The organism is Mucilaginibacter sp. 5C4 (assembly GCF_034345625.1).
Lineage (GTDB): Bacteria > Bacteroidota > Bacteroidia > Sphingobacteriales > Sphingobacteriaceae > Mucilaginibacter > Mucilaginibacter aurantiaciroseus.
Map to the genome: position 1 here is coordinate 4,057,541 of NZ_CP133775.1, position 13,135 is coordinate 4,070,675.

A 13,135-nucleotide genomic window follows, 5' to 3' on the forward strand; every position below is an offset into this window, starting at 1 on the left:
TTTGTAAACTAAGTTTAGGTTAAGTAAACTTTAAACCTTTATTGATTTTAAATTAAGGGGCAACATAATTGGTAACAAACTCGATACATCTTAATTAAATTAACTTAACATAGGCTATAAAACAGCTATAAATTACATGAAATATGCTTTACAGCTATTTGCTTTAAATAGCCAATATTATTAATAGGCATATTTTGCAGTTTCGCTTCATCGTCCCAATAACGCATGCGGATGATCAGGTCGGCATCCAGATTGGCCTCAAATTCGGCGGCTTCATCAGCACTCATTACCCCGCCTTGAAAGTTTAGCGTTGCCCGGCTGGCAGGCGATAATTTTTTAAAATATTCGGGATGCTTATAAGTAAGGTATCGTTTGGCAATAACATGCCCGTTAACCAGGTTGGCAAGTCGGGGTGAAAAGCCACGGTCTAATAAATAATCTGCACCAAGTTTTTCGTGATCAATATTGCCCATCCCGTCCATACTGCCTACCTCGGTACCGGCGGCGCACAGGTGTCCAATATCATGAAAGAATGCGGCCAGTATAACTTCATCATCGTAACCCTCGGCTTGGGCAAGCGCAGCGGCTTGCGACATATGTTCTATCTGTGATACCGGCTCGCCGATGTAATCTTCGTCGCCGTGTTGCTCATATAAAGCAAACACGTCGTTCACAATTTCTTCGGGGGTAGACGCAAGTGGGGTCATAATAATAGTATTTATGGCAAATGACGCATCCTTATATTACCCTAAAATTAAATTTGCATCATCTAATTTGTTAGTTGTTAAATAAAACTAAATGCCTTGCCGCGTTTAAATTTATTATCTACTTTGCCGCCGTTCAACAAATGTTAAATATTAATGGAAGATGATGTACTGATCCAGATCAGTAACCGGATCAAAGAAAAGCGTCGCGAAAAAAACATAACTGTACAGGAACTGGCTTCGCGTGCAAACGTAAGCAAGGGCCTTATTTCGCAGATAGAGAATAGCCGCACCATACCATCCCTTATTGTGCTAATAGATATTATTAAAGCCTTAGAAATTGACCTTAATGTATTCTTTAAAGATATAGATGCCGGTAAAAACTTCCCTTTGATCATCCGCAGGCAATCAGAATATCATCATTTCGAAAAGGAGCACGCCGAAGGTTTTCATTATCAGAGGATTTTTACCCAATCCATTAAAAACTCTACCGTTGATATCGTAATATTAGAACTTGAACCCGATGCCTACCGCCCGCAGGTAGAAACCGAGGCTTACGAATATAAATACATTCTTAATGGTACTATCGAATATCAATTGGGCGATGATACTTACACCCTAAGCCAGGGCGACTCTATGCTGTTCGATGGTCGCATACCCCATACCCCGAAAAATAAGGGAACAGAAAAAGCCAGCATGCTGGTTGTATATTTCTTCGAGATCCCAAACTAAACTTAAACATATCTTAACACTGCGTTAGTTTATAATTAATAAACAAAGTTTACTATTGCTAAACAAAATACCATTTAGCAATGCCTATAAAACTTGTTGTTTTTGATATGGCCGGTACCACGGTCAGGGATGAGAATAAAGTAGCCGACACTTTTAGCGCGGCTATGCAAAAATACGGTTATAGCGTAACCGTGGCCGATGTTAACCCGCTCATGGGTTACGAAAAAAGTGTAGCCATCACCAAAATGCTGCAACAGCACGAGCTTGATACAAGCAAAATAACACCCAAGCTCATCCATAATATTCACCAGGAATTTATAAACCTGATGATAAGCTATTACCGCACTACACCTGTTTTGGAAGCCCTGCCACACGCCGAGGCCACGCTTGCGGCATTAAAATATTCGGGAGTTAAAATTGGCATCAATACCGGTTTTTCTAAAGACATTGCCGAAACTATAATTCAGCGCCTGCAATGGTGCGAAAAAGGGTTAATAGATTACCTTATTGGGTCGGACGAGGTCGTTGAAGGCCGCCCAAATCCTGCCATGATCAATCGTATGATGGCTCTTGCCGGCGTTACCAACGCACAGGAAGTTGCCAAAATTGGGGATACCGAAGTTGACATTCGCGAAGGGCAAAACGCAGGTTGCAAGTATGTAATTGCAGTTACTACAGGTGCCTTTACCCGTGCCGAGCTGGAACCATATAACCCCACCCATATTATTGATGATATCGCGGACGTGATCAGCATCATCAGCTAAACCCAATGGCTTTAATTCATAAAATAAGAGCAAGGGCAGAAACATTGCCGTACGCTGTAATATCTGTATTGGCAGCTATATCGGCTTTTGGCGCGTACACTTCTATGTATGCTTTCCGCAAGGCTTTCGCAGCGGGCACATACCCAGGCCAGCAGTTTTTGCATATAGATTATAAAGTATGGCTGGTTATTGCCCAGATAGTTGGCTATACCCTAAGCAAGTTTTACGGTATCCGCTTTATTGCCGAGGTTAAAGGTGCCAAACGTGGGATAACTATTTTAACACTTATTGGTATTTCATGGCTGGCCTTGTTGGGCTTTGCGCTGGTACCTGCGCCTTATAATATTGCGTTTTTATTTATTAACGGATTCCCGCTTGGATTAATATGGGGGCTGGTTTTTGGTTACCTGGAAGGGCGACGCTCTACCGAATTTATGGCTGCGGTGCTATCTATCAGCCTGATCTTTGGATCGGGATTTGTGAAAACAATAGGCCAAACATTGATACATGTTTACCATGTAAGCGAGTATAATATGCCTTTTTTAACCGGCGCATTATTTGCTATCCCGCTAATGCTTTTCGTATTTATACTGGAAGTGATGCCCCCACAAACCGCGCAGGATAAAGCCCTGCGTACCGAACGCTTACCCATGAATGCAGAAGAGCGCAAACATTTCATCATCCGTTTTTTACCGGGCATTATCTTAACGCTTATCATCTACGTGCTGCTCACTATTATGCGCGATATCCGCGATAATTTTGAGGTAGAGATCTGGAATAGCCTTGGCATTAAAGACCGTACCATCTACACAAAAATAGACACCAAAATATCCATCATAGTATTGGTTGCTATGAGCCTGCTGATCCTCATCCGTAAAAACCTGCGGGCATTTAGTATTATCCATTTAATGATCATTGGAGGCTGTGTTTTGGTTGGCGCATCAACCATAATGTATTCCTTAAAAATGATTGACCCTGTAAGCTGGATGACCATGGCCGGGCTTGGGCTGTACCTTGGTTATGTACCCTACAACGCCATATTTTTTGAGCGGATGATAGCTACTTTCCATTACAAAAGCAATGTCGGTTTTGTAATGTATGTTGCCGACTCCATGGGCTACCTGGGCAGCGTAAGCATTTTGTTGATAAAAGAACTTGGCCACCCTAATATTAGCTGGGGTAACTTTTTTAAAGAAGGCGTAATGATAGTAGCCATTGTAGGTGGTATCTGTGGCATTTTGTCGCTGATATACTTCTTACAATCGGCCCGCAAAAGTAAAGAGACAAAGCCTCAACTTAATTTTTCTACTGTATGAGCAAACCATCGGCCATTGTAATTGGCGCAGGCATTGTTGGGCTGGCAACAGCCCGGGCCCTGGCAATCCGCGGTTACCAGGTAACCATTTTTGAACGTAACGAACGTGCCGTGGGTGCATCCATCCGAAACTTTGGGATGGTTTGGCCTATCGGGCAGCCTACCGGCCCGTTGTTTGAACGCGCCATGCTATCGCGCAGCATCTGGAAACAAACCTGTAAAGAAGCCGGCATCTGGCATGACGAAGTTGGCTCCTTGCACCTTGCTTATCATGACGATGAACTGGAGGTGATTGAGCAATATGCTAACATCAATAAATCACACCGCGAATGCGCGTTGCTTACCCCGCAGCAGGCCTTAAATAAGGCTGCAAGTGTAAACCCCGACGGGCTTAAAGGTGCCCTTTGGAGCAGCACGGAGATGATCGTTGAAGCACGCGAAGCAATTGCTGCGGTTGCCAAATATTTAGCAGAGCAGCAGGGCGTTATATTCTATTGGAATACAGCCATTAGCCAGGTTACTACCAACACCGTTACATCGGGCACAAAGCAATACCATGCCGATGAGATCTTTATTTGCAGCGGTGTAGAGTTTGAAACGCTTTACCCCGAGCTATTTGCATCGTTTGAGATCACTAAATGTAAGCTGCAAATGATGCGCCTTGCCGCGCAGCCGAACAACTGGCGTATTGGCCCTGCACTTTGCGGTAGTTTAAGTATGATCCATTACCCGGGTTTCCAGGCGGCACCTGCCTTGCCCACGTTGCGTAAACGTTACGAAAAAGAATATGCCGAATACCTGACATGGGGCATCCACGTAATGGCGGCGCAAAACCATACCGGCGAAATTACCGTTGGCGATTCGCACGAGTACGGTTTGGTGCACGACCCTTTTGATAAAGATTTCATTAACCAGATGATCCTGAAATACCTGCAAACGTTTACCAGCTTTAAAGATACCCGCGTTATACAAACCTGGAATGGTACCTACGCAAAAATGACCACTGGCCAAACTGAACTGGTTGTAGATGCAGAGCCGGGCGTAACCATCATAAACGGCCTCGGCGGCAATGGTATGACTTTATCATTTGGCCTTTGCGAGCAAATTATAGCAGCAAAGTTTAATTAGCCCTAATAACAAACTCATATAAAAAATAAGGCCACAGGATAAAATCCCGTGGCCTTTCTGATATTGATTTAGGGTGTATTATTTTTTAACCTCGGGCGTAATCCACCTGTTTGCAGTATTGTACTTTCCCTCAACCACTACCTTATAAAATGTAGAAGGCATGTCTTTAACAGATACTAGCGCATGCCCGGCATCGGCATCAAATTCGCCTACAAGCTTATAATCATCAGGTTTGCCTTCTTTAAAGTTATTAGTTGCCGTTACCCAGATCTTAACCTTTTCGCCTTTGTTAAGGGCCTTCCAGCTTACATCTATATTCCCTTGTATTAAATTAGCTTTAAGTTCGGCTATTGACACGGGGCCGGTAAGTGGTGTGCCGTCCAGTTCTTGTTTATATTTTGCCGGGATGGTGATGTTCATGAATCGGGCAATGGTTGGGGTAATATCAACGATACCCGGATAATAGTATTTAGCATAGCTGTTCAACCCTTTTGCATTGGTTACCATCCAGGTGGAGCGTTGCCTTACCGATTGCCCACCGTGGTTTTTGCCGGTACGTTCGTCGCGGCCATGGTCGGTAGTGATAAAGATCTGCCAGTCCTCGTTGAAATTTTTTTCGCGGTATTCTATCGCTGCCCAAATTTTACCAATCTGTTTATCCATCATCTCGATAGCGGTGTAATACTGCGGACCATCACCATAACGGTGGCCCATATCATCAGTGTATTCCAGGTAAACCCATGAGAGGTCGGGCGCATTTTTTTTGATACTTGCCGAAGCCTCCTCTATCACCTTTTCATCAATTCGGTGCATGTAGGCGCTATCGTGTTTAAAGTTGATGGTATCCAGTTCAAAACCATCGGCATGGTAATCTACATGGATCTTATTGGTCTGGTTTAATCCATCACCAACCAACTTGGTACGGTTATCCAACCAGCTTGAAAATACAGCTATCTTTTTATTGGGGTACTGATCTTTTAACAGCCTAAAAATGGTTGGATAGCTATAATTAGGATCTTTGATGTCATTATCGGGCACATTATGTTTGTTAAACCAGGTGCCGGTAAGCAAGCTGTTATAACCTACGGCAGATATAGTTGGCGTTTGGTTGTATGCATCCTTATCGCCGCCAACATGGGCACGCAGGTATGCACCCTGTTTGGCTATTGCATTTAGGTTTGGCGTTGGTAACTTTTCAATAACATCCGCAGGTATGCCATCGGCAATTATAAACAAGGCCTTTTTAACCTTTTGCTGGGCAAATACACTTGTACCTATTAACAATAACAGTAAAACTGATTTAGAAATCTTAGCAACCATAGAAATCATAACTTTTTAGGCTAAATTAAAAAACCAAAAGGTTATTGAAGTTACGGGATTGTTATTTTATTAAAAGCCAGCATGCGGATATCAGTTTTTATATGGCTTCATGGAAGTCACCTATTCGGTCTCAAATAAAACAAAAAGCGCTTTAATTTTCATTTAAAGCGCTTTTTGTTTTTAGATCCACTCAAGAAATTAAACTGATAATATTGAATTAGTTAGTTGCTTCCATTCACTACCTTTTTTGGAACATTCCACCCACTTACTTCAATTCTTACAGTTTTTTGTTTAATTACTCCGACCGGGGCCGACACCAAGATCCTTGCACTTTCATTCGGCGCAAGTGTAACATAATTCGCACTCCAATAACTTGGCGCTACCTCCGCGTTACCTACCATTAATTGCGGGCGCACAAAAAATGCTATTTTATTACTGTTATTAGTTAGCAGTAAAGCCCAACTAACTTGTTCCCTATCAGTGCTTTTGCTTAACATCTGAGCTGCTACTTGTGTAACAGGTATAGTATTTAACGCTTTATAATCATTTCCGGGTGCCATCCAATAAGCGTTATGCGATACAAGCTTGCCCTGATTATCTTTCACGTTCAATACTACAAAGCTTAGTGCTTTTTGCTGCTGCAAAACAGTTGCTAATTGCAATACAGATTTAACACCTTCATCAGTTAAACTGACACTTACCTGCTGGCGGCTAATCGGCTTACTGTTCGCATCATAAACATCTGCCTGTAGGCTTAATAGACCTGTGCTATGGTGGGTACGGTTCAATACTGTAATTGTCGAGTCGTTTTGATTGAACTGCGCATGTATGGGTTCAACCGCGTTTTGCATAAAGTAATAGCCGGCGTTTGGCTGCAGGTACCAGTCATAAATTTGCCAAACTACGCTTGGGAAAGCCGCGTTCAGTTTCCACAACATTACACCCCCGGTTTCAGTCAGCTTATGCCCGGCAGCTTCAAATATCGCCTGGTAACCGGTGGCATTCATCAGCTGCATTTTATTGGAGAAATCTTCGCGCGTTACGGGTTGCCCGTAGCGGCTTACCATGTCTTTATAATACTCATCATATTTACCTGCACCCGTTGCTGCATCATGATATCCCCACATATTATTAAGAGGAAAGGGCAGTTTCTTGTCCCACGTAGTATCCGGAATGTTTTTAGCCAGGGTATTGTAAGGTGGTTGCGATGGCAGGCCTGTTTCGTCTTTAAAAACCCAGTCGCGGCCCGCGGCAGCTAATTTAAAATACACTTTAGGATCTTGCCAGGCATAAGGCCCGCTACTGTAAACACCGGTCGGCTTGTTATCCGGCCAGGCGCCATCCCAACCCGAAGGCAGTTTTGCAAAACCTGATGAGCTTGGGATATATGGCCGTGTGCCATCTAAGGTTATAATGCTATGGCGCATCACATCGTAAAGTTCTTTACGGGCATGGCCCTCGTTTCCGCCCGTCCAAACCAAAAGGCTTGGGTGATTACGGATGCGGTATATAGTGCTTTTTACATTATTGATAAATACGTTGCTTTCCAATGGCCAATCTGGTGAGCCTTTAAATTCACCTTGGGTATCTCCCGTGATCCAAAAGTCCGACCAAACCATCAAACCATATTTATCACAATCGTTCCAAAACTGGTCGGGAGGTGTAATACCGCCGCCCCAGATGCGTACCAGGTTTACATTTGCAGTTTTACAAAGATGTAATTCGTGATCATACCTTGCCGAATCTCGGTTAACCATCAGGTCGGGCACCCATGCGCCGCCATTAAGATGCACCCGCTTGCCGTTTACAAAAAATTCGCGGCGGGTAAAGCCTTTCACATCAGTTGCAGTAGAACTTACGGTACGGATACCAAAAACAAAGGTTGTATCATCAGTAACCTTATCCTGGTTTACATATTGTAAGCGGATGCGATACAAATTAGCGCGACCATAACCGTTAGGCCACCATAGTTTTGGATTGTTAATGGATAAAGCCCGTACCTGTTTAGCATCTAAACTTACAATTTTAGCCTCGCCGGCAATTACTGTAAAAGGTTTAGAAAATTGGATAGCATTACCCTTAAAATTCTCGGGTTTGATACTCACCCGTAACTCGCCTTTCGTGGTGTGTTTGGTATAGTTTGATAGTGTTAATGCTAAAGAAAGAGATGCTTTGCTTGTATCTGGCAGAGCTGGTAAAGCAGTAACCAATTTTGGCCTGCCGATAGTTACCGCACCGGTGGTACGCAGGTAAACCGGCTGCCAAATCCCCATATTACGGTCTCGTACGGGGGGCATCCAATCCCATCCGGCAGAACATAACATAGTTACATTTTTACCGATATCACCTGTCGGCCCGCCATTTTCATAAAACGGACCAAGTGCTGCCAGCTGTTCTTTTGCCGGGAGGCCGGGATAATCTAAAGGATATATTTTTACAGCTAAGTTGTTGTTACCTCCTGCGGTGACCTGCCCGCTAATATTTAAATTATGCTCTGCGAACATCCCCACCATTTGCGAACTATCCGCAATGCGTTTCCCATTCAGCCAAACCTCTGCGCGATAGTTTATGCCTTTAAATATCAATTGAAATACTTTGCCTTGATCTACTTTTGGAACTGTAAAATTTGTACGGTACCAATACGGTTTTTTCCAAGGGTTGCTAACACCGGGGATATGGCTATACTTTTCGAGCTGATATTGTTTATTAAACTCATCTGATGCATCGGGTATCAACATGTTATTTAAACCCTGGTAGGGGCTTGGGTAAACCTTGTTGGCAACCAAGCCGGTTAGTACGGTAGAAGGTACAGTGACGGGATACCATTTAACCTTTGATGAATATGACGCGGCCGAAAGTTGCTTCCCGCCTAATTGGACCAACTCTGATGATTGTAGCTGGAAATATTTTAATTGCACCTGCTTAACACCGACCGATTGCGCGAAAAGTTGTTGCGTACTTAATGATAGTAGCAAAAGCAGTAAAAATATTGCAAGTCGTTTATTAGGGGTAATTGACATTTTTTAAATATTGATTTTTAAATTATTGAACAGGCATGTACTTGCCATACAAAGCAAGCGGCGTTACATTTTTTTGAAACAGCGTTTTGGAAGCAAATTCTTTAAAATCAGCCTCGCTTACCTGCCCGGGGTAAGGGGCGTAAAAATGACCGGGATTATCGTTGCGCCAAGCCATTACATATGATGTTTTGTATTTCGATAGCGTTTTTAGCAATACGTTCGTCCACCAGTCTGCTTGCGGAACGCGTTCATACCCAGTTTCTGGCAGGCAGGCAACCTTATGGTTTTTTGCGGCTATAATATCTAAGAGTGCCAAGCGCTTATCGAGGTTTTGCTGATAACGGTCAACGCTTTTAACACAGTAATTATCAAAGCCAACAAAATCTACGTAATCATTTCCGGGGTATCGGGTCATAAAGTCGGCCTCGGTATCAAAGTCGGCTACAGAATACACGACAAGCAGGTTATGCAGTTTTTTATTATTGCGGATGTAGCCGATGGTAAACTGCCAAAGACTTTTAAACTCATCGGGAGTGCAGGTATTAGCGCACCACCAAAACCAATTGCCCGTAAGCTCGTGAAACGGCCTGAATAATATAGGGATCGGTTCGCCCTCAGAGCCTTTCATACTGCCGAGGTAAGCCGCGGCTTTGTCAAGGTATTTCTTATATTGATTGTGAGCAACCCCACCCGGCAGGATGTCCTTAACTGTTCGCTGCGTGGTATCCCAAGCCGATCTACCGTTCACAGGGTTATCCATATGCCAGCAGAAGGTGTTTATGCCGCCCCGCTGGTAAGCTTCTTTTACAAGTTCTTTTTGACGTTTAAACGTGATGTTATTGATGTCTTTTGTACTATCATGCTCAATTTTAGCAAGATCCCAGCCGTACATGGCCGGGTAACTACCTGCTGTGCTTTTAACATCTGAACGGCCGACATCCAGCCGCCAACCAACACCGTAAGCGGTATCATCATGGTGACCAAAGATCACCCCGGCACCTACGAGGCGTTGCATGCTATAAAACAGTTCGCGTGTTTCTGTGGTGGCCTGCCTATCTGCCGGTGCATATAGTTGGGCCTTTGCAACAGTTGCTGTACAGATGATCAAAACTGCTATGAAAACGAGGTTAAAATATATTTTAGATCTCTTCATGCTTATTTCCCTTCTGCAACCAAAAACACCACGCCCAGTGCCGGCACATTAACGGTTATGCCACCCGCAATATCGCTGGTTTTAGCAGCAACATCCATAAAGTTTAGTGGCCCGCCGGATACACCCGCAGGGCCTGATCCGTTCACGAATACCTTGCGCGAAAACGGCGCGTTATCCGTCCCCCCGTTTAAGGTATGGTAGTAGTATTTGGTACCCGGCACAAAATTTTTGATTTTGATCATTACAGCCTGATCCTTACTGCCTTTATTTACCAATACTACGCCTGCATGCCCGGATGTGTAAGATGAGCCATAACTTACAATATCGCCACTACCCGCCACACTCGAGTTCACCATACGGTCGCCAAAATAACGTTGGAAAAAATACATGTAGTAATAAGCCGGCCTCGGGTTCCATTTATCAGCCCCAGGTTCATCGCCTTTGTTAAATAAACCGTGGTCGTTACCATCGTCCCAGCCGTTTGCCAGGTCCCATCGGCTTGCCATGCTAAACTGGTTCTTTAAAACTTCGCCCAAAACCATTGCCGCGTGGAGGCCTGCAACATTTGATACCATCTGCTGTGACCCTGTTGCAAAAATATTCCACTCGTCTAAAGCAACCGGCTTTTGAGTAACCCCTGCCGCTGATGCCGAGGTTTTTACCCAATCCATGGTAGATTTGGTTACGCTTGATGCCGTAGCCAGGATCTCTGCCGGGGTAGAGTTTTTAAAGTATGGGGTATAGTAATTATGCACTACATAAAAATCTGCAGCTGTCCCTGCCTGCCTTAACACATCAGCATTCCAGGCGGGGGTAATAACGGATGGGTTCAGATGCTCATCAGCCTCTGTTATTACCATTCCAATTTTAATACCCGTGTTACCTACTTCCGCGGCGGCTTTGCGCATCGAATCTGCAAAAAGCTTGAAATGGGTGCCATATATCAAACCGGTAAGTATTTGTGGCTGCCCATCTTTATTATCAGCCAGATCAATGTGGTAACCAGCTTCCCAGTTGCCCCAATTCTCGTTACCTATTTCCCAGTATTTGGTTCGGCCTTTATCGTATCGCACCCAATCTGCAGCCAAATGAGCTGCTGTTTGATCGGGATGCGGCCCTTTACCATAACGTGCATAACCATAATTTACAGTTATGATACCCGCGCTATTGGTTTGCTGCAGTACCTTATAATAATTGTCAAGTGTAAACGCGTTACCCCCGGGGCTGTTGCCATACCAGTAATTGGCATTTGTAACAACGCCTTTAGCATCCTGTAGTGTAGCCGGGACATCGGCGGGCGGTGTGTTATCTCCCTTGTTCCAAAAGTAAACATCAGATAAACTGCCACCCGGAAAACGTAATATGTTTGGCTCCAGTTTGGTTAAATAGTTCATCAATATAGGGTCGGTAATATACGGGCCCATATATGGGTTTGTATTATTACCGTATATTTTTTTTGATGCTTTGGTAAGCACCTGTGCAACATCTACCGTTGCAATAATATTGCCCGCGGCAGGCTTGGTGGCTTTTACAATATTGTTAGATAATGTAAACTGTTTAGGCTGCCAGCCATCAAGGAAAAAACCTTGTGTAGCGCCCACGGCAGGGTCTACAGGCTCCTTTATCACTACCGTATTGTTACCTGTGGTATCGGCTTTATTTACGCCCGAAACTGTGGCTCCATCTTTTTTACAAGCCACAAGGGCAATAAAAGTTGCTAAAGTTACAGCTGTCCCCTTTATCATCATTTTCATTAGATCCTTTTATTTTAGAACATAAAAAAGCTACCACCGGTAAGCCAAAGGCCTGTAACCGATGATAGCGTGATTTAATTATAACCAGTACTAAATAAACCCAAGGTCATCAACATAGAAGGTGCCGGGTGCGGCAACGCCTAATGTTTGGAAAGTTATTTCGCTAATTGTTGCGGGGTCGCCCAGGTCACTCAGCTTAATGGTATAATCCGTATAAGCACCTACGGTTACTTCTACCGGGTAAGCCTTACCATAGTTACCATTTATTACAACCTGTACCCTGTCGCCTGCTTTGAAACCTGCGCCACCGTAGATAGAGAATTTAAGAGATTTTAGCCCTGCTGTGGTAACGTTTAACGTAGCGCCACCGTAACCTAATTGTAAAGCTCCATAGCCGTTATCAACTGTTACTGCAATGGCATTAGCGCCGCGTTTAGGGTGCTCGGTGCTGTTATATTTTCTAGTACTGCCATAGCCGTCGTAACCACCGCTTCCCTGGCCGCCCCATCCTGCTGATAGTACATCGTCATAAATAATGTATTTAAACCCAAATGAAGATACCGATTTAGCTGTACCACCCGGTGTGGTAACATAAATATACGACTGCACCACACCCGCAGGAACCTTAACCCGGATCTGGGTATTTGTTGGAGTGCCAACGATCTCGGCAGGCACGTCATCAAATTTCACACCTGTAACACCGTTAAATATTTTACCATTAATGGTTACAATATCACCCGAACCCGCCGCAAGCGGATTAAAATTGGTAACGGATGGCGGTGGCTGCTGGATGCTAAAATCGAAATCAACCTTGCCATATTTGGTAACAACGGTTAATTTATTGCTTTGGCTTGGGCCAAATGGCGTACCATCAGGTATGGTGATGATAATCACTTTATCGGTAATCAGCGCGGGGTTAAAATAAACCGATGCACCGTTGAATAATACCGCGTTAGTGGTTAGCAGGTTTTCGCCAAGGATGGCGTATTGATTGTTTAATTTCCCGTTAGTAACGGTCGAATCGGATGCAACAACTGTATGATCATCATAAACGCTGCTCGAATCGAGCGTTATGCGGTGCTCAACACCGACTATCGTATCCGCTTTGCTTACAGTACGTACCCTGGTGATTACCGGCGCGCCTTTACCACCCTGCTCCTGACTATCTTTTTTACAGGATGCAATACCAATTATCATTAGTACAGCCAATATCCCATAATATATTTTTGAATTTTTCATCTTCTT

10 protein-coding genes are annotated in these 13,135 nt (G+C 44.0%); 4 read left to right on the forward strand and 6 right to left on the reverse strand.

Going from position 1 to position 13,135, the window contains the following annotated elements; translation table 11 throughout:
* Window positions 1–125 precede the first annotated feature (125 nt).
* On the reverse strand, window positions 126–707 hold the full coding sequence (locus tag RHM67_RS18990) for an HDIG domain-containing metalloprotein (protein WP_322228832.1): 582 nt from the start codon (window positions 705–707) through the stop codon (window positions 126–128).
* Window positions 708–860: 153 nt separating this feature from the next.
* Between RHM67_RS18990 and RHM67_RS18995 the strand changes: the two genes are divergently transcribed.
* The 4 genes from RHM67_RS18995 to RHM67_RS19010 all read left to right on the forward strand — a co-directional run bounded on the left by RHM67_RS18995 (window position 861) and on the right by RHM67_RS19010 (window position 4,643).
* A complete protein-coding gene (locus RHM67_RS18995; protein ID WP_322228834.1) occupies window positions 861–1,436 on the forward strand; it encodes an XRE family transcriptional regulator in 576 nt (191 codons plus the stop codon).
* 80 nt (window positions 1,437–1,516) lie between these two features.
* Window positions 1,517–2,200, forward strand: a complete 684-nt coding sequence (locus tag RHM67_RS19000) for an HAD-IA family hydrolase (RefSeq protein WP_322228835.1) — start codon at window positions 1,517–1,519, stop codon at window positions 2,198–2,200.
* A gap of 5 nt (window positions 2,201–2,205) precedes the next feature.
* A complete protein-coding gene (locus RHM67_RS19005) occupies window positions 2,206–3,516 on the forward strand; it encodes a DUF5690 family protein (RefSeq protein WP_322228837.1) in 1,311 nt (436 codons plus the stop codon).
* Window positions 3,513–4,643, forward strand: coding sequence for a TIGR03364 family FAD-dependent oxidoreductase (locus RHM67_RS19010; protein WP_322228839.1), 1,131 nt, complete (start codon window positions 3,513–3,515; stop codon window positions 4,641–4,643). Before RHM67_RS19005 ends, RHM67_RS19010 begins: the two co-directional genes overlap by 4 nt.
* Before the next feature lie 78 nt (window positions 4,644–4,721).
* Here the strand turns inward: RHM67_RS19010 and RHM67_RS19015 are convergent, their stop codons facing one another.
* From RHM67_RS19015 to RHM67_RS19035, 5 genes are all read right to left on the reverse strand, one after another.
* Window positions 4,722–5,963: an alkaline phosphatase family protein gene (locus RHM67_RS19015; RefSeq protein ID WP_322228841.1), complete on the reverse strand. Its 1,242-nt coding sequence runs from the start codon at window positions 5,961–5,963 to the stop codon at window positions 4,722–4,724.
* 221 nt (window positions 5,964–6,184) lie between these two features.
* A complete protein-coding gene (locus RHM67_RS19020) occupies window positions 6,185–8,983 on the reverse strand; it encodes a glycoside hydrolase family 2 protein (protein WP_322228842.1) in 2,799 nt (932 codons plus the stop codon).
* Between the two features lie 22 nt (window positions 8,984–9,005).
* Window positions 9,006–10,136, reverse strand: a complete 1,131-nt coding sequence (locus RHM67_RS19025) for a glycoside hydrolase family 26 protein (protein ID WP_322228844.1) — start codon at window positions 10,134–10,136, stop codon at window positions 9,006–9,008.
* 2 nt (window positions 10,137–10,138) lie between these two features.
* Window positions 10,139–11,890 carry an alpha-L-arabinofuranosidase gene (locus RHM67_RS19030; protein ID WP_322228846.1) on the reverse strand — a complete coding sequence of 584 codons (1,752 nt, stop codon included), beginning with the start codon at window positions 11,888–11,890 and terminating at the stop codon, window positions 10,139–10,141.
* Window positions 11,891–11,980: 90 nt separating this feature from the next.
* A complete protein-coding gene (locus RHM67_RS19035) occupies window positions 11,981–13,129 on the reverse strand; it encodes an IPT/TIG domain-containing protein (protein WP_322228848.1) in 1,149 nt (382 codons plus the stop codon).
* Between the last annotated feature and the right edge of the window lie 6 nt (window positions 13,130–13,135).

Bases quoted from the DNA above. Each gene is read 5' to 3' on its own strand.
- RHM67_RS19015 (WP_322228841.1), bottom strand. From the start codon at position 5,963: ATGGTTGCTAAGATTTCTAAATCAGTTTTACTGTTATTGTTAATAGGT.
- RHM67_RS19000 (WP_322228835.1), top strand. From the start codon at position 1,517: ATGCCTATAAAACTTGTTGTTTTTGATATGGCCGGTACCACGGTCAGG.
- RHM67_RS19005 (WP_322228837.1), top strand. From the start codon at position 2,206: ATGGCTTTAATTCATAAAATAAGAGCAAGGGCAGAAACATTGCCGTAC.
- RHM67_RS19030 (WP_322228846.1), bottom strand. From the start codon at position 11,890: ATGAAAATGATGATAAAGGGGACAGCTGTAACTTTAGCAACTTTTATT.
- RHM67_RS18990 (WP_322228832.1), bottom strand. From the start codon at position 707: ATGACCCCACTTGCGTCTACCCCCGAAGAAATTGTGAACGACGTGTTT.
- RHM67_RS18995 (WP_322228834.1), top strand. From the start codon at position 861: ATGGAAGATGATGTACTGATCCAGATCAGTAACCGGATCAAAGAAAAG.
- RHM67_RS19010 (WP_322228839.1), top strand. From the start codon at position 3,513: ATGAGCAAACCATCGGCCATTGTAATTGGCGCAGGCATTGTTGGGCTG.
- RHM67_RS19035 (WP_322228848.1), bottom strand. From the start codon at position 13,129: ATGAAAAATTCAAAAATATATTATGGGATATTGGCTGTACTAATGATA.
- RHM67_RS19025 (WP_322228844.1), bottom strand. From the start codon at position 10,136: ATGAAGAGATCTAAAATATATTTTAACCTCGTTTTCATAGCAGTTTTG.
- RHM67_RS19020 (WP_322228842.1), bottom strand. From the start codon at position 8,983: ATGTCAATTACCCCTAATAAACGACTTGCAATATTTTTACTGCTTTTG.